Origin of the sequence: Streptomyces sp. F001, from assembly GCF_004187715.1 — a bacterium.
Taxonomy (GTDB): Bacteria; Actinomycetota; Actinomycetes; order Streptomycetales; family Streptomycetaceae; genus Streptomyces; species Streptomyces flavusporus.
On record NZ_QZWF01000001.1, the window covers coordinates 511,499 to 526,787 of the forward strand.

General features: G+C 70.7%; 14 protein-coding genes. 10 read left to right on the forward strand and 4 right to left on the reverse strand.

Annotated features, from left to right (window positions below; all coding sequences use genetic code 11):
• The first annotated feature begins 49 nt into the window (after positions 1 to 49).
• Both StrepF001_RS02290 and StrepF001_RS02295 read left to right on the forward strand, forming a co-directional pair.
• Positions 50 to 1,444: an NADP-dependent succinic semialdehyde dehydrogenase gene (locus StrepF001_RS02290; protein ID WP_129796593.1), complete on the forward strand. Its 1,395-nt coding sequence runs from the start codon at positions 50 to 52 to the stop codon at positions 1,442 to 1,444.
• Positions 1,445 to 1,469: 25 nt separating this feature from the next.
• Positions 1,470 to 1,706, forward strand: a complete 237-nt coding sequence (locus StrepF001_RS02295) for a DUF6213 family protein (protein ID WP_129796594.1) — start codon at positions 1,470 to 1,472, stop codon at positions 1,704 to 1,706.
• A gap of 51 nt (positions 1,707 to 1,757) precedes the next feature.
• Here the strand turns inward: StrepF001_RS02295 and StrepF001_RS02300 are convergent, their stop codons facing one another.
• A complete protein-coding gene (locus StrepF001_RS02300; RefSeq protein WP_129796595.1) occupies positions 1,758 to 2,984 on the reverse strand; it encodes an acyl-CoA dehydrogenase family protein in 1,227 nt (408 codons plus the stop codon).
• A gap of 169 nt (positions 2,985 to 3,153) precedes the next feature.
• Between StrepF001_RS02300 and StrepF001_RS02305 the strand changes: the two genes are divergently transcribed.
• Positions 3,154 to 3,795: a TetR family transcriptional regulator gene (locus tag StrepF001_RS02305; protein ID WP_129796596.1), complete on the forward strand. Its 642-nt coding sequence runs from the start codon at positions 3,154 to 3,156 to the stop codon at positions 3,793 to 3,795.
• A 70-nt stretch (positions 3,796 to 3,865) separates the two neighbouring features.
• Here StrepF001_RS02305 and def read toward each other — a convergent pair whose 3' ends face one another.
• On the reverse strand, positions 3,866 to 4,405 hold the full coding sequence (def, locus tag StrepF001_RS02310; protein WP_165396145.1) for a peptide deformylase: 540 nt from the start codon (positions 4,403 to 4,405) through the stop codon (positions 3,866 to 3,868).
• A gap of 156 nt (positions 4,406 to 4,561) precedes the next feature.
• On the opposite strand from def, the gene StrepF001_RS02315 reads away from it, so the two are divergent.
• The 7 genes from StrepF001_RS02315 (at position 4,562) to StrepF001_RS02345 (ending at position 12,361) form a co-directional block, all read left to right on the forward strand.
• A complete protein-coding gene (locus StrepF001_RS02315; protein WP_129796597.1) occupies positions 4,562 to 5,800 on the forward strand; it encodes a MurT ligase domain-containing protein in 1,239 nt (412 codons plus the stop codon).
• A 24-nt stretch (positions 5,801 to 5,824) separates the two neighbouring features.
• On the forward strand, positions 5,825 to 6,556 hold the full coding sequence (locus StrepF001_RS02320; RefSeq protein WP_129796598.1) for a glutamine amidotransferase: 732 nt from the start codon (positions 5,825 to 5,827) through the stop codon (positions 6,554 to 6,556).
• Between the two features lie 188 nt (positions 6,557 to 6,744).
• On the forward strand, positions 6,745 to 7,770 hold the full coding sequence (locus tag StrepF001_RS02325; protein WP_129796599.1) for a 6-phosphofructokinase: 1,026 nt from the start codon (positions 6,745 to 6,747) through the stop codon (positions 7,768 to 7,770).
• Between the two features lie 133 nt (positions 7,771 to 7,903).
• A complete protein-coding gene (locus tag StrepF001_RS02330; protein ID WP_129796600.1) occupies positions 7,904 to 8,854 on the forward strand; it encodes a cytochrome c oxidase assembly protein in 951 nt (316 codons plus the stop codon).
• Between the two features lie 68 nt (positions 8,855 to 8,922).
• Positions 8,923 to 10,233 carry a PASTA domain-containing protein gene (locus StrepF001_RS02335; RefSeq protein ID WP_240797264.1) on the forward strand — a complete coding sequence of 437 codons (1,311 nt, stop codon included), beginning with the start codon at positions 8,923 to 8,925 and terminating at the stop codon, positions 10,231 to 10,233.
• 120 nt (positions 10,234 to 10,353) lie between these two features.
• On the forward strand, positions 10,354 to 12,177 hold the full coding sequence (locus tag StrepF001_RS02340; RefSeq protein ID WP_129796601.1) for a serine/threonine-protein kinase: 1,824 nt from the start codon (positions 10,354 to 10,356) through the stop codon (positions 12,175 to 12,177).
• 13 nt (positions 12,178 to 12,190) lie between these two features.
• The gene (locus StrepF001_RS02345; RefSeq protein WP_129796602.1) at positions 12,191 to 12,361 is read left to right on the forward strand and encodes a hypothetical protein; all 171 of its coding nucleotides are present in this window, start codon (positions 12,191 to 12,193) and stop codon (positions 12,359 to 12,361) included.
• 15 nt (positions 12,362 to 12,376) lie between these two features.
• Here the strand turns inward: StrepF001_RS02345 and StrepF001_RS02350 are convergent, their stop codons facing one another.
• The gene (locus StrepF001_RS02350) at positions 12,377 to 13,582 is read right to left on the reverse strand and encodes a histidine kinase (RefSeq protein WP_129796603.1); all 1,206 of its coding nucleotides are present in this window, start codon (positions 13,580 to 13,582) and stop codon (positions 12,377 to 12,379) included.
• The gene (locus tag StrepF001_RS02355; RefSeq protein ID WP_129796604.1) at positions 13,579 to 15,288 is read right to left on the reverse strand and encodes a cation acetate symporter; all 1,710 of its coding nucleotides are present in this window, start codon (positions 15,286 to 15,288) and stop codon (positions 13,579 to 13,581) included. The genes StrepF001_RS02350 and StrepF001_RS02355 overlap by 4 nt, the downstream gene beginning before the upstream one ends.
• Position 15,289 lies beyond the last annotated feature (1 nt).

Below are 15,289 nucleotides of genomic sequence, written 5' to 3' on the forward strand. Positions count from 1 at the left end.
GGCACCGCGCGGGAAGGTCGAAGCACAGTCGCTCCCGAGGAGGTCGGCCATGCCCATCGCAACGGTGAACCCGGCGAACGGCGAGACGCTCAAGACGTACGAGGCCATGGGCGCCGAGGAGCTCGAGCGCCGGCTCCAGCTCGCCGAGGCCACGTTCCGCACGTACCGGCAGAGCAGCTTCGTCGACCGTGCACGCCTGCTGGTCCAGGCCGCGAACCTCCTGGACGAGGACCAGCAGGACATCGCCCGCGTGATGACCACCGAGATGGGCAAGCCGATCAAGCAGGCGCGCGCGGAGGCCGCGAAGTGCGCCAAGGCGATGCGCTGGTACGCCGAGCACGCCGAGGAACTGCTCGCCGACGAGGAGCCCGCCGACTCCGATGTGAAGGACTCCGGCGCCTCCCGGGTCCGGGTCCGCTACCGGCCGCTCGGCCCGGTGCTCGCGGTGATGCCGTGGAACTTCCCGCTGTGGCAGGTGATCCGCTTCGCGGCGCCCGCGCTGATGGCGGGCAACGTGGGCCTGCTCAAGCACGCCTCGAACGTGCCGCAGACCGCGCTCTACCTGGAGGACCTCTTCCACCGGGCGGGCTACACCGAGGGCTGTTTCCAGACCCTGCTCATCGGCTCCGGACAGGTCGACGAGATCCTGCGCGACGAACGCGTCAGGGCGGCCACCCTCACCGGCAGCGAGCCCGCGGGCCGCGCGGTCGCCTCCACCGCCGGCGAGATGGTCAAGAAGACGGTGCTGGAACTGGGCGGCAGCGATCCGTACATCGTCATGCCATCGGCCGACCTCGACCGTGCCGCGCAGGTCGGGGTGACTGCGCGCGTGCAGAACACCGGGCAGTCCTGCATCGCCGCCAAACGGTTCATCGTGCACACGGACGTCTACGACGCCTTCGCCGAGCGGTTCGTCGAGGGAATGAAGGCGCTGGTGGTCGGCGACCCGATGCAGGAGGAGACGGAGGTCGGCCCGCTGTCGAGCGAGAAGGGGCGAGACGATCTGGAGGAGCTCGTCGACGACGCCCGGCGCAGTGGAGCCACTGCGCTGTGCGGCGGTCACCGGCTCCGTCGGCCCGAACTGCCCGGCTGGTACTACCCGCCGACCGTCCTCACCGGCATCACCCGCGAGATGCGGATCCACCGCGAGGAGGCATTCGGGCCGGTCGCCACGCTGTACCGCGCGGGTGATCTGGACGAGGCCGTGCTGATCGCCAACGACTCGCTGTTCGGGCTGAGTTCCAACGTCTGGACGCGCGACGAGGCCGAGGTCGACCGCTTTGTGCGGGATCTGGAGTCGGGCAGCGTGTTCGTCAACGGGATGACGGCGTCCCACCCGGCGTTCCCGTTCGGCGGGGTCAAGCGGTCCGGGTACGGGCGTGAGCTGTCCGGGCACGGAATCCGCGAGTTCTGCAACATCACGACCGTATGGCACGGAGCGTGAGCCTTCCGCGGTTACGATCCCCTTTGTGAACCGCGAAGTGACTCTCCCTCTGATCGTCGACGACCGCGGTACCTTGCAGGTGGCTGCGGCCGACGTGAGCAAGCTGCTGCGCACGGTGGGCGGGCGGTGGCTGCATCTGGTGGAGGCCGGGCAGGAGGGGCTCGACGAGGACACCGTGGCCGCGCTGACCATCGAGCTGGCCAAGTTGGCCGATCGCATCGACGTGGCGTGTATTGCACACAGCAGTGGGGCCCGGCCCTAGCGGTTCCCCGCCCCTCGGACCCCACACGACCACAGCCCCGCTCACCGGTTGCTAACGAACGGACGTTCCCGAGATCGTCCGCGCGATCACCAGCCGCTGGATCTCGCTCGTGCCCTCGAAGATCGTGTAGATCGCGGCATCCCGGTGCATCCGCTCCACCGGGTACTCCCGCGTGTACCCGTTGCCGCCCAGGATCTGGATCGCCTGCGCGGTGACCTTCTTGGCGGTCTCACTGGCGAACAGCTTGGACATGGAACCCTCGGCCGCCGTGAACGGCTTGCCGTTGACCGCCATCCACGAGGCTCGCCAGACCAGCAGACGGGCCGCGTCGATGGAGGTGCGCATGTCGGCGAGCTGGAACGCCACACCCTGGTTGTCGATGATCGGGCGGCCGAACTGCTCACGGGTCGTCGCGTACTCCAGCGCCACTTCGTACGCGGCCCGTGCCGTCCCCACCGCCATCGCACCGACCGCCGGGCGGGACGCCTCGAACGTGGCCATCGCGGCGTTCTTGACGCGCTCGCCGCCCTTCTTCGCCTTCTCCCGGGCCCGGGCCAGGCGCTCGTCGAGCTTGTCCTTGCCGCCGAGCAGGCAGGAACCGGGCACGCGCACGTTGTCGAGGATCACCTCGGCGGTGTGCGAGGCGCGGATGCCGTGCTTCTTGAACTTCTGGCCCTGGGCGAGGCCGGGCGTGTTCGGCGGGACGATGAAGGACGCGTGGCCCTTGGAGCCCAGCTCCGGGTCGACCACCGCGACGACGACATGGACGTTGGCGATGCCGCCGTTGGTCGCCCAGGTCTTGGTGCCGTTGATCACCCATTCGTCCTTGGCCTCGTCGTACACCGCACGCGTGCGCATGGCGGCGACGTCGGAGCCGGCGTCGGGCTCGGAGGAGCAGAACGCGGCCACCTTGACGTCGCTCGCATCGCCGTACATCTGGGGAATCCAGGTGCCGATCTGCTCCTCGGTGCCGTTGGCGAGCACACCGACGGCCGCGAGGCCGGTGCCGACGATCGACAGGGCGATGCCCGCGTCACCCCAGAAGAGTTCCTCCATGGCCATCGAGATGCCGAGCCCGGTGGGGTCGAAGTACTGCTGGGCGTAGAAGTCGAGGGAGTAGATGCCGACCTTGGCGGCCTCCTGGATGACCGGCCAGGGAGTCTCCTCACGCTCGTCCCATTCGGCGGCCGCGGGACGGATGACGTCGGCGGCGAAGCCGTGCAGCCAGTCCCGGACCTCCTTCTGTTCGTCGTTGAGCTCCATGGTGAACTCGGCCATGTCCCCTCCAGCGGCACACATGCATGTTACTTGCGGTAACCGCAGTCTGTTACCCATGGGTAGGAAAAGTCAACTCACGAGGACTCCTCGGCAGCCCGTTCGAGCTCCAGGGCGAACCGAGTGTTAGTTTGCGCAGGCGTCACCGATTCAGCACGGGTGGGGAGAGATCATGGACACCACGCAGCGGACCGAGCAGCAGCGGTCCGCCGACCGCCGACGGCGCGAGCTGCTGGAGGCCGCGGACCGAGTGGTGCTGCGCGATGGTCCGCAGGCCTCGATGAACGCGATCGCCGCGGAGGCCGGCATCACCAAGCCGATCCTCTATCGCCACTTCGGTGACAAGGGCGGTCTGTACGCGGCACTGGCCAAGCGGCACACGGACGCACTGCTGGATTCGCTGCGGGCGGCGCTGGACGCACCTGCCGAGCGGCGGGAGCGGGTCGAGTCCACGCTGGACACCTACCTTGCGGCGATCGAGGCACGGCCCCAGGTGTACCGGTTCCTGATGCATCCCGCGGAGGGCTCGTCGGGAGACCAGGAGTTCGACGTGGGGAAGCACTCGGCGCCGCTGCTGCGGCGCATGGGTGAGGAGCTCGCCCAGGTGATCGAGGAACGGTTGGATCTCGGGCCCGGGAGTCAGCAGCTCGCCCGGGTGTGGGGGCATGGGATCGTCGGGATGATGCATGCCGCCGGGGACTGGTGGCTGGGGGAACGGCCTTGTTCCCGGGCCGAGTTGGTGCGGAGTCTGGCTGACCTGTTGTGGGGGCGGCTTGCGGCCGCGGGGGACAGGATAGGGGGTCCGGGGTTCTGACGGTCGGGTGTTGTCTGCGGGCTGCGTGTGGTTGCTCGTACAGTTCCCCGCGCCCCTGGGGTTTCTCCGGTCACCTGCGCCATGAGGCTCGCGCCACCTGGCGCATCAGTCGTCTGTGGCGCCAGCCCTGCACGCGGTCCGCGTACACCCGGCCCTCCAGGTGGTCGCACTCGTGTTGCAGGCACCTGGCGAAGAAACCCGTACCGTGCACCGTGACCGGCTCCCCCGCCATCGTGAAACCCTCGACCACCGCGTGGTCGTAGCGCTCCGTCCCCGCCTCCAGGCCCGGCAGGGACAGGCAGCCCTCCGGGCCGCGGATCACCACACCGTCCGTCTCCACCAGGCGTGGGTTCACCACATGGCCGAGGTGACGTACGTCATCGTCGTCCGGGCAGTCGTAGACGAAGACGCGCAGCGGCTCGCCCACCTGGTTCGCGGCCAGGCCCACTCCCTGCGCGGCGTACATCGTGGCGAACAAGTCCTCCACCAGGCGGGCGAGTTCGGGGCCGAATTCGGTGACTTCCGTGCAGGGTGTGTGAAGGGTCGGGTCGCCGAGCAGGGTGAGAGGCCGGACACGCCCGTGGGCGCCCGGGATGGAGCCGTGTCGCATGGCGGCAAGGGTACGGTCCTCGCTGGCGCGCGCCCCGCGCGCGAGGATCGTGATGGTGCCGCGATTCGGGCACGTGAGTGGATCTCGATAGGCTGAGGCCTCACCACGTTGCCGGATGCTTCGGCGCGGCGGGTACGCAAGGAGGATCGAGAACTGATGGCAGGCAACTCGGACCCGCTCACGCCGCGGGCCAAGCTGGCCGTGACCGCGGGCAAGGCGGTCGCTGCGGCATCGCGCGCAGCAGGGCGCGGCAGCGGTTCGGTGATCGGTGGCCGGGTGGCCCTCAAACTCGACCCCGACCTCCTCGCCCGGCTCGCCCAGAACCTGGATGTGGTCCTGGTCTCGGCGACCAACGGCAAGACCACGACCACCCGGCTCATCGCCGAGGCACTGCGCGCCGCAGGGCCGGTCGTGTCCAACGCGCTCGGCGCCAACATGCCGGCCGGCATCACCTCGGCGCTCGCCGGCGGCTCGGATGCGCGGTACGGCGTCATCGAGGTCGACGAGAAGTACCTGGCCGGGGTCGCCCGGGACACCGACCCGAAGTGCATCGCCCTGCTCAACCTCTCCCGTGACCAGCTCGACCGCGCCGCCGAGACCCGGATGCTGGCCGAGAACTGGCGTGAGGGACTCGCGGGTTCCAAAGCGGTCATCGTGGCCAACGCGGACGACCCGCTCGTGGTGTGGGCCGCCTCCTCCTCCCCCAACGTGATCTGGGTCGCCGCCGGCCAGATGTGGAAGGACGACGCCTGGTCCTGCCCGTCCTGCGGTGGTGTGATGCAGCGCCCCGGCGACGACTGGTACTGCGGTGAGTGCGGTTTCCGCCGCCCGACCCCGAGCTGGGCGCTGTCCGGCGACCACGTCCTCGACCCGCACGGCTCCGCCTGGCCGATCCACCTCCAGCTGCCGGGCCGCGCCAACAAGGCCAACGCCGCCTCCTCCGCCGCCGTCGCCGCCGTGTTCGGCGTGCCGCCGCAGGTCGCCCTGGAACGCATGTACCAGGTGCAGGCGGTGGCCGGGCGCTATGACGTCGTGCAGTTCATGGAGCGCGATCTGCGGCTGCTGCTCGCCAAGAACCCGGCCGGCTGGCTGGAGACCTTCTCCCTGATCGACCCGCCGCCGACCCCGGTGATCCTGTCCGTGAACGCGCGCGGCGCCGACGGCACGGACACCTCCTGGTTGTGGGACGTCGACTACACGCGGCTGACCGGGCACCCGATCCTCGTCATCGGCGACCGCAAGCTGGACCTCGCAGTCCGTCTGGAGGTCGCGAACCAGCACTTCCAGGTCTGCGAGAACCTCGACCAGGCCGTGCAGATGGCCCCGCCGGGCCGTATCGAGGTCATCGCCAACTACACCGCGTTCCAGGATCTGCGCCGCCGCGTCGGCAACTGACGTACTCGTAAGGACAGTGACTTCATGAGCGACAACAGCCTGCGGGTCGTCTGGATCTACCCCGACCTGCTCAGCACCTACGGCGACCAGGGCAATGTCCTCGTCGTGGAGCGCCGGGCCCGGCAGCGGGGCCTGGACGTGGCCCGGCTCGACGTGCGCAGTGACCAGCCGATCCCGACCTCCGGCGACATCTACCTGATCGGCGGCGGCGAGGACCGGCCGCAGCGGCTGGCGGCCGAGCGGCTGCGCCGTGACGGGGGTCTGCACCGGGCGGTGGGGAACGGCGCGATCGTCTTCTCCGTCTGCGCCGGGTACCAGATCCTCGGCCACGAGTTCATCAACGACCTCGGCCAGCGCGAGCCCGGCCTCGGTCTGCTCGACGTCGTCTCGGTACGCGGCGAGGGCGAGCGGTGCGTCGGTGACGTCCTCGCGGACATCGACCCGCGTCTCGGCCTGCCGCCGCTGACGGGCTTCGAGAACCACCAGGGCGTCACCCATCTCGGCCCCACCGCCCGCCCCCTGGCCCAGGTCCGCCTCGGCAAGGGCAACGGCACGGGCGACGGCACGGAGGGCGCGTACAACGACACCGTGTTCGGCACGTACATGCACGGTCCCGTGCTCGCCCGCAACCCGCAGATCGCGGACCTGCTGCTGAAGTTGGCACTCGACGTGAACGCGCTGCCGCCGACCGACGACCGCTGGTACGAGGCGCTGCGCAGCGAGCGCATCGCGGCGGCCCAACAGCAGCCTGCCTGAGGCCCGTACACCTGGGCGCCGACCCGGCTTGACCAGCCCGTCTGACGGGCCATCCGCACAGGTGAGCGCGCTCGTCCAGCAGGCGGACGCACGCTTCGGCCCCGCCCCCTGGTGCCGCTAGGGTGGCGGGGATCGAGCCGGACAACGTGGTCCGGTCCCCGGCCCACGTCGAGAAGGTATTTCGGGCTATGCGCATTGGTGTCCTCACGTCCGGCGGCGACTGCCCCGGCCTGAACGCCGTCATCCGGTCCGTCGTGCACCGTGCCGTCGCCGACCGCGGCGACGAGGTCATCGGCTTCCGGGACGGCTGGAAGGGCCTCCTGGAGTGCGACTATCTCAAGCTCGACCTCGACGCGGTGGGCGGCATCCTGGCCCGCGGCGGCACCATCCTCGGCTCCTCCCGGGTCCGTCCCGAGCATCTGCGCGACGGCGTGGAGCGGGCCAAGGGGCATGTGGCCGAGCTCGGCCTCGACGTGATCATTCCGATCGGCGGTGAGGGCACGCTCAAGGCGGCCCGGCTGCTGTCGGACAGCGGCTTGCCCATCGTCGGGGTGCCGAAGACCATCGACAACGACATCGCGGTCACGGACGTGACGTTCGGCTTCGACACGGCTGTGACTGTGGCGACCGAGGCCCTTGACCGGCTCAAGACCACCGCCGAGTCCCATCAGCGGGTGCTGATCGTGGAGGTCATGGGCCGCCACACCGGCTGGATCGCACTGCACTCCGGGATGGCGGCGGGCGCCCACGCCGTCGTCGTACCGGAACGCCCCTTCGACATCGACGAGCTGACCGCGCGGGTCGGCGAGCGCTTCGAGGCGGGCAAGCGGTTCGCGATCGTCGTCGCCGCGGAGGGTGCCAAGCCGCGGCCCGGCACCATGGCGTTCGACGAGGGGGGCAAGGACATCTACGGGCACGAGAGGTTCGCGGGTGTCGCGCGTCAGCTGTCCATCGAGCTCGAGCAGCGGCTCGGCAAGGAGGCGCGGCCGGTGATCCTCGGGCATGTGCAGCGGGGTGGGACGCCGACGGCGTACGACCGGGTGCTAGCGACCCGTTTCGGCTGGCACGCCGTGGAGGCCGCCCACCGCGGCGAGTTCGGCAAGATGACCGCACTGCGCGGGACCGACATCGTCATGGTGCCGCTGGGCGAGGCGGTGGAGACGCTGAAGACGGTGCCTGCGGAGCGGTACGCCGAGGCGGAGTGCGTTCTTTAGCGCGTACGTGAGCTTCAACCGCCCCCGGCCGCAGCAGCGGCCGGGGGCGGTTCTACTCTGGTGCGGACAAACAGCTGTCGCCAGACAACTGTGGACGGACATTACGCAACCCCCATGAATCAGGAGCCGGCGGATGGATCACAGCGGGCACGGCATGACGACGGATCTGCCGCCGTTCACGCTGGGGCGGGGTCTTCAGTGGTCGGCGGACCCGTTCTTCCTCGTCGCGTGTCTGCTGGCGCTCGTGCTGTACGGCTGGGGCGTCGCCCGGCTGATACGGCGCGGGGACAAGTGGCCGGTGGGGCGGACCGTTTCCTTCGGCGCCGGTGTGCTGAGCGTCGGGCTGATGATGTGCACCAAGCTGAACGACTACGGCATGGTCATGTTCAGCGTGCACATGGTGCAGCACATGGTGATCAGCATGCTGTCCCCGATCATGATCCTGCTCGGCGCCCCCATCACCCTGGCGCTGCGCGCACTTCCGCCGGCCGCCCGGGGCCGCAAGGGCCCGCGTGAGCTGCTGCTGGCCGTGCTGCACAGCCGGTACATGCGGATCATCACCCACCCGGTGTTCACGATCCCGCTGTTCATCGCCAGCCTGTACGCGCTGTACTTCACCCCGATCTTCGACTTCCTGATGGGCTCCAAGGTGGGGCACGTCGCGATGATGGTGCACTTCCTCGCGGTCGGCCTGGTGTTCTTCTGGCCGATCATGGGCGTGGACCCGGGACCGCACCGGCCGGGCTATCTGATGCGGATGCTGGAGCTGTTCGCGGGCATGCCGTTCCACGCGTTCTTCGGTATCGCGCTGATGATGGCCTCGACGCCGATGATCGAGACGTACGCCGACCCGCCCGCCTCCCTCGGTATCGATGCACTCAGCGACCAGAACGCGGCCGGCGGTATCGCCTGGGCGTTCAGCGAAATCCCGTCCGTACTCGTGCTGATCGCCCTGCTGTTCCAGTGGTACGCCTCCGACCAGCGGCAGGCACGGCGCAAGGACCGGGCCGCCGACCGCGACGGTGACAAGGAACTCGAGGCATACAACGCCTATTTGGCCTCACTGAACGCACGCAGCCGCTGACCGCCTTTTCCGGGCAGTTCCTTTCAGTAGCATGAAACGCGTTGGGGGAACCGCCGGGGGGAGCGGTGATGACGTTTCGTGTGTACCTGCGCAGGGCGGGGAAATCGGTGTTCCGCAGGATCGCCGTCCTGTTGGTTTTCGTGGTGGTCCTGAGCGGATGTGACCGGGGCGCACCTTTGTTCGCGGTGCAGGCCGTTGCCGCGGGAGTTCCTTCACTCGCACCTTTCTTCGACGAGAGCGCGGGGCTCGGCCACGACGTCGGCCTCCGCTCCCGTCCGGCGCCGGGCGGCCTTCAGCAGGGCGACACACCAGGGCTGTACGGCGGCACCGGGGAGCAGCGGATCTGTGATGTCGCACGGTTGAAGGAATTCCTCACCGATCCCAGGAATCACCGCAAGGCACAGGCCTGGGCGACCGCGCTCGATATCACGACGGCCGAGATCCCGGAGTATCTCGACCGGCTCACGCCGGTTCTCCTCCGTACCGACACACTCGTGAAGAACCATGACTACAAGAAGGGAAAGTCTGTTCCCTTCGATGCGTTGTTGCAGGCGGGAATCGCCGTTCTCGTCGACCCGCAGGGACTGCCCGCCGTCAAGTGCTCCTGCGGAAATCCGCTGCGCCCCTTCGAGGGGGACACCGGGAGGATTTTGGTCCGGTTCGAGGACGGCAACCAGAAGTGGCAGGGCTACGACCGCGACTCCGTGGTGGCCGTGCAGCCCGCCCCGCGGACACTGGACCGGCTGGCCTTGGTCGACGTGGACGCCCCGGACCGCGGGATCAGCCGTCCGGTCGGCACGACGGGTGACGACGACTCCGCTTTCGACACGCGGGAGCGGCGCGCCGTACCGGACCTGGCCGGGACGACGTTCGGGCGGGCGAGCCGGCTGCTGGCCGACGCGGGGCTGGCGGTTGCGTTCGACGGCGGCGGGTTGCCGCCCGACGGTGCGCGGGTCATGGCGTCCGATCCGCCGGCCGGGACGGAGCTGCGGTTCGGGGAGTACGTGACGCTGAGCGTGGCCGACGGCACGAGCGGAGGGGCGACCACTCCCCCGGACCCGAGCCCGGCGACCTCACAGCCGAAAGACGACCCGTCGTCCGACACCTCGACGCCATCGCCCTCACCGTCGGCCTCGAAGCCCTCGTCATCGGCCTCGACGCCGTCGTCATCGGCTCCCACGAGCGAACCGCCGACCAGTGATCCACCCACGAGCGAACCGCCGGCCACGGATCCACCCACCAGCGCACCGCCCACCAGCCGCCCGCCCTCCGCCCCGCCGCCTTCCGGCCCAGCACCCACCAGCACCGTCCCGCCACCAGCGAGCCGCCCCGGAAACCAGCGCGCCCCCGGAGGTGACCAGCTCACCTCCGCCGAGTGATCCGGTCCCGAGCAGCGCACCGGCCTCCGGCGAGCACGGCAGCGCACCGGTCCCGAGTGAGCCCGGGACCGTCGACCCCACAGCGAGCGCCACGACGTAGCACCCCGAGGGAGTCACCGCATGCCTTCAGGATCACCGACGTCGGGAGTGGGCCGGGTCATCGCCGGCCGCTATCTGCTGCTGCACCGGCTCGGCAGCGGTGGGATGGGCCATGTGTGGCTCGCCCACGACCAGAGACTGGCGTGCGAGGTCGCGCTCAAGGAGATCGTGTTCCGCGACCCGGCCGAGGCCGGCCACGAGCGGGAGGCACGGGTTGCCCGGGCCCGCGCGGAGGCCCGGCACGCGGCGGGGCTGCGCGGTCATCCGCATGTGGTGACCGTGCACGACGTGCTGGAGCACGAGGGGCTGCCGTGGATCGTCATGGAGTACGTGGCGGGCGCCGTCGATCTGCGCGACCTGGTCGCCCGGCGCGGACCGCTCGCCCCCGCGGAGTGTGCCCGCACGGGTCTGGCCGTGCTGGACGCGCTGACCGCCGGACACGAGCGGGGCGTCATGCACCGGGACGTGAAACCGGCGAACATCCTGCTGGCGCCGGACCGCACCGGCGCCCCGTACGGACGCATCCTGCTCACCGACTACGGCATCTCCGTGCAGCCGGACACGGGAGAGACGCGGTACACGCTCGCGTCCGCCCTTGTGGGCACGTCCGGCTATCTCGCGCCGGAGCGGGTCACCGGCGGGCCGCCCACCCCGGCCGCCGACCTGTTCTCGCTGGGCTGCACCCTCTACTACGGCGTCGAGGGCCATGGCCCCTTCGACCGGGAGTCGCACCTCGCGGAGCTCACAGCGGTGGTGACGGAGGAGCCACGGCCCGCGGTGGGCGCGGGTGCCCTGGAACCCGTACTGCGGACGCTGCTCGCGAAGGATCCCGCGCAGCGGATGACCACGGCTCAGGCCGCGGCCGCACTGGCGCGGATCGCGGCGCCGCAGGGCGACGGGTATGTGCGGACCCGGACGGACCTCGGGTCGCGGCCCCACTGGAACGAGGCGTCGGCTCTTCCGCCGGCCGCGGCAGCCGCCCTCGTCGCGGCGCCTTCACCGGAGCCGGGCCGACGCCGCCGCACTCGTCCCCGGGCCCTGCGGGCACTCGTCTCCGGAGGCCTGGGGCTGGCCCTCGCGCTGGGCGGAGTCTGGTACGCCCTGGCCGACCGGACGACCGACGACGGCACGGATGCGGCGCCGTACGGCGACACCGTCGGGCTCGCCGCACCGCTGAAGGCCGGCGACTGCGTCCTCGCCGACTGGCCCGGCGCGGCTCGTTTCACCGGCACGCCCCGGCTCTCCCTGGACCCGACCTGCCGGGACAAGGCGCCCGACGGGCAGGTGATGGCGTTCTTCGAAGCCGCGTCCGCGGAGCAGGCACGCACGCTCGGGCAGGCCCGGTGCGAGGAGATGACGCGGGAGGTCCGCGAGCGGCTCGCGGATGTGCGCAGCTTCGCGGTCCTGCCGACGCAGGCGGGCTTCGAGACGGCCGGACGGCGCACCGCCTGTCTGGTGCTGGGCGCGCACGGGCCGGTGTACGGGCCGCTCGCCGGCCATCGCAGGCCGGGATCGGCGTTCACGGACACGGCGACCATGCAGAAACGGGACTGCCTCGACGCCCGCTCCAACCGGGACGTCCGGCTGGTGTCCTGCGCGGGACGCCACGACGAGCAGGTGCTCGGTTTCACCCGTCTGGGCGCGGGGCTGACGCTTGCGCAGGCGCGCACGCGGTCGGACACGGCGTGCGCGCGGGACGTACCGCCTGCCGACTACGGATTCGACCCTTCCGTATATGAGGCCGGTTCCTGGACCAGTGAGGGGTCCTGGAAATCCGGCACTCATTTCGTCGTCTGCACCGTCCGGAAGCAGAACGGGGGCACCATGGAGGGGGACGAACCATGAGGAGGGTGTTGCGATGCCCGGTTCCACGGACGGTTCTACGAAGGCGATGGGGGTGCTCACCGTTGGCGGGCTCGTCGTGGTGACGGGCTACACGGTGGCGCTCGGCAGCAACGGCTGGCTGTGGTTCGGCTGGGTCGTGCTGGGTCTGATCACCCTCGGTATGGTCGCCACGCGCAGCACCTGAGCTCCCGGCGAGTCTTCACTCGCGGGTGAGCCGCCCCGCCGAGTGCACGCCCGGCTGGTACTTCGGCAGCCGGGCGGTGACTTTCATGCCCGCGCCGACCGCGGTCTCGATGACCAGGCCGTAGCCGTCGCCATAGACCTGACGGAGCCGGTCGTCGACGTTGGACAGGCCGATGCCGCCCGACGGGCTGACCTCCCCGGCAAGGATGCGGCGCAGCAGGTCGGGGTCCATTCCGGCGCCGTCGTCCTCGATGACGACCAGGGCTTCGGCGCCGGTGTCCTGCGCGGTGATGCTGATGTGGCACTTGTCGGACTTGCCCTCGAGTCCGTGCTTGACGGCGTTCTCGACGAGCGGCTGGAGGCAGAGGAAGGGCAGGGCGACCGGGAGCACCTCGGGGGCGATCTGCAGGGTGACGGAGAGGCGGTCGCCGAAGCGTGCCCGCACGAGCGCCAAGTAGTGGTCGATGGCGTGGAGTTCGTCGGCGAGGGTGGTGAAGTCGCCGTGCCTGCGGAACGAGTAGCGGGTGAAGTCGGCGAACTCCAGAAGCAGTTCGCGGGCGCGTTCGGGGTCAGTGCGGACGAACGAGGCGATCACCGCGAGCGAGTTGAAGATGAAGTGCGGGGATATCTGGGCGCGCAGGGCCTTGATCTCGGCCTCGATCAGACGGGTGCGGGACTGGTCCAGGTCCGCGAGTTCCAGCTGGACGGAGACCCAGCGGGCGACCTCGCCGGCCGCCCGGACGAGGACGGCGGACTCGCGGGGCGCGCAGGCGACGAGGGCGCCGTGCACCCGGTCGTCGACGGTGAGGGGGGCCACGACGGCCCAGCGCAGTGGGCAGTCGGGGGCGTCGCAGGTGAGGCGGAACGCCTCGCCGCGGCCGGTCTCCAGCGGGCCGGCGAGCCGTTCCATGATCTCGGCGCGGTGGTGGTCGCCCACTCCGTCCCAGACGAGGACATGGGTCTCGTCGGTGAGGCACAGCGCGTCCGTGCCGAGCAGGGTGCGCAGCCTGCGGGCCGACTTGCGGGCGGTCTCCTCGGTGAGGCCCGCCCGCAGCGGGGGTGCGGCGAGGGAGGCGGTGTGCAGGGTCTGGAAGGTGGCGTGCTCGACGGGGGTGCCCAGGCCTCCGAGGCTCTCCGGGCGGGCCGTACGCCGACCCAGCCAGAAGCCCGCGGCCAGCAGCGGCAGAACGGCGACGCACAGGCCGGCCAGGAAACCGCTCATGCCTTCACCTCCGCCCGCAGTTCCTCCGGCAGATGGAACCGCGCCAGGATCGCCGCCGTCCCCGCCGGGACCCGGCCCGGGGTCGCCAGGGAGACCAGCACCATCGTGAGAAAGCCCAGCGGCACCGACCACAACGCGGGCCAGGCGAGCAGGGCGTGCCAAGGGCCCCCGCCGGGGAAGCCGGCCATGGTCGCGCCCACGGCCAGGAACGCCGAGCCGCCGCCCAGCAGCATCCCGGCGGCCGCGCCGGGCGGGGTGAGCCGCCGCCACCAGATGCCGAGCACGAGCAGCGGACAGAACGACGAGGCGGACACGGCGAAGGCCAGCCCGACCGCGTCGGCCACCGGCAGCCCGCCGACCAGGGCACTCGCCGCGAGCGGCACCGCCATGGCGAGCACCGTGCCGAGCCGGAAGTGACGCACGCCGCGGGCCGGCAGGACGTCCTGCGTCAGCACACCCGCGACGGCCATGGTCAGCCCCGACGCCGTGGACAGGAACGCGGCGAAGGCGCCGCCCGCCACCAGCGCGCCGAGCAGATCGCCGCCGACGCCGCCGATCATCCGCTCGGGCAGCAGCAGGACGGCCGCGTCCGCGTCGCCGGTGAGGGTGAGTTCGGGGGCGTACAGCCGGCCGAGGGCGCCGTACACGGGCGGCAGCAGGTAGAAGCCGCCGATCAGCGCCAGCACGGCCACCGTCGTACGGCGGGCGGCCACGCCGTGGGGGCTGGTGTAGAAGCGGACGACGACATGCGGCAGGCCCATGGTGCCGAGGAAGGTGGCGAGGATCAGACCGTACGTGGCGTACAGCGGGCGTTCCGCACGACTCTCGGCCCGGGAGGGCGACAAGCCGCCGCCGGCCGAGTCGGCCGTGGGGACGGGGTCGCCCTTGTCGAAAGTCAGGCGGGTGCTCTGCTCGATGCGGTGGGTGCCGGCGGACAGCCGCAGGCTGTCGTCCTCGTGTCTACGGCCGTCGACCGTGCCGGTCACCGTCACCGTCAGCGGTTCTTCGAGCTTCAGGTCGAGGGTGTCGTCGACGCGGACAACGCGCTGTTCGCGGAAGCCGGCCGGTTCGTCGAAGGCGTTGCGGGGGGCTCCGTCGCCCTGCCAGGCGAGGACCAGGAACAGGGCGGGGACCAGGAGGGCGGTGAGTTTGAGCCAGTACTGGAAGGCCTGCACGAAGGTGATGCTGCGCATGCCGCCCGCGGCGACGATCGCGGTCACGACGACGGCGACGATGATCCCGCCGAGCGAGTCGGGCGCGCCCGTCAGCACGGTCAACGTCAGCCCGGCGCCCTGGAGTTGGGGCAGCAGATACAGCCAGCCGACGCCGACGACGAAGGCGCCCGCGAGCCGGCGCACCGCCGGGGAGGCGAGCCGGGCCTCGGCGAAGTCGGGCAGCGTGTAGGCGCCGGAGCGGCGGAGGGGGGCGGCGACGAAGAGCAGGAGGACGAGGTATCCGGCGGTGTAGCCGACGGGGTACCAGAGCATGTCGGGACCCTGGACCAGGACCAGGCCGGCGATGCCGAGGAAGGAGGCCGCGGAGAGGTACTCGCCGCTGATGGCGGCGGCGTTCAGGCGCGGGCCCACGGTGCGGGAGGCGACGTAGAAGTCGGAGGTCGTTCGGGAGATGCGCAGGCCGAACGCGCCGACGAGGACGGTCGCGACGACGACCAGGGCGACGGCGGGGACGGCGTATCCGGAGTACACG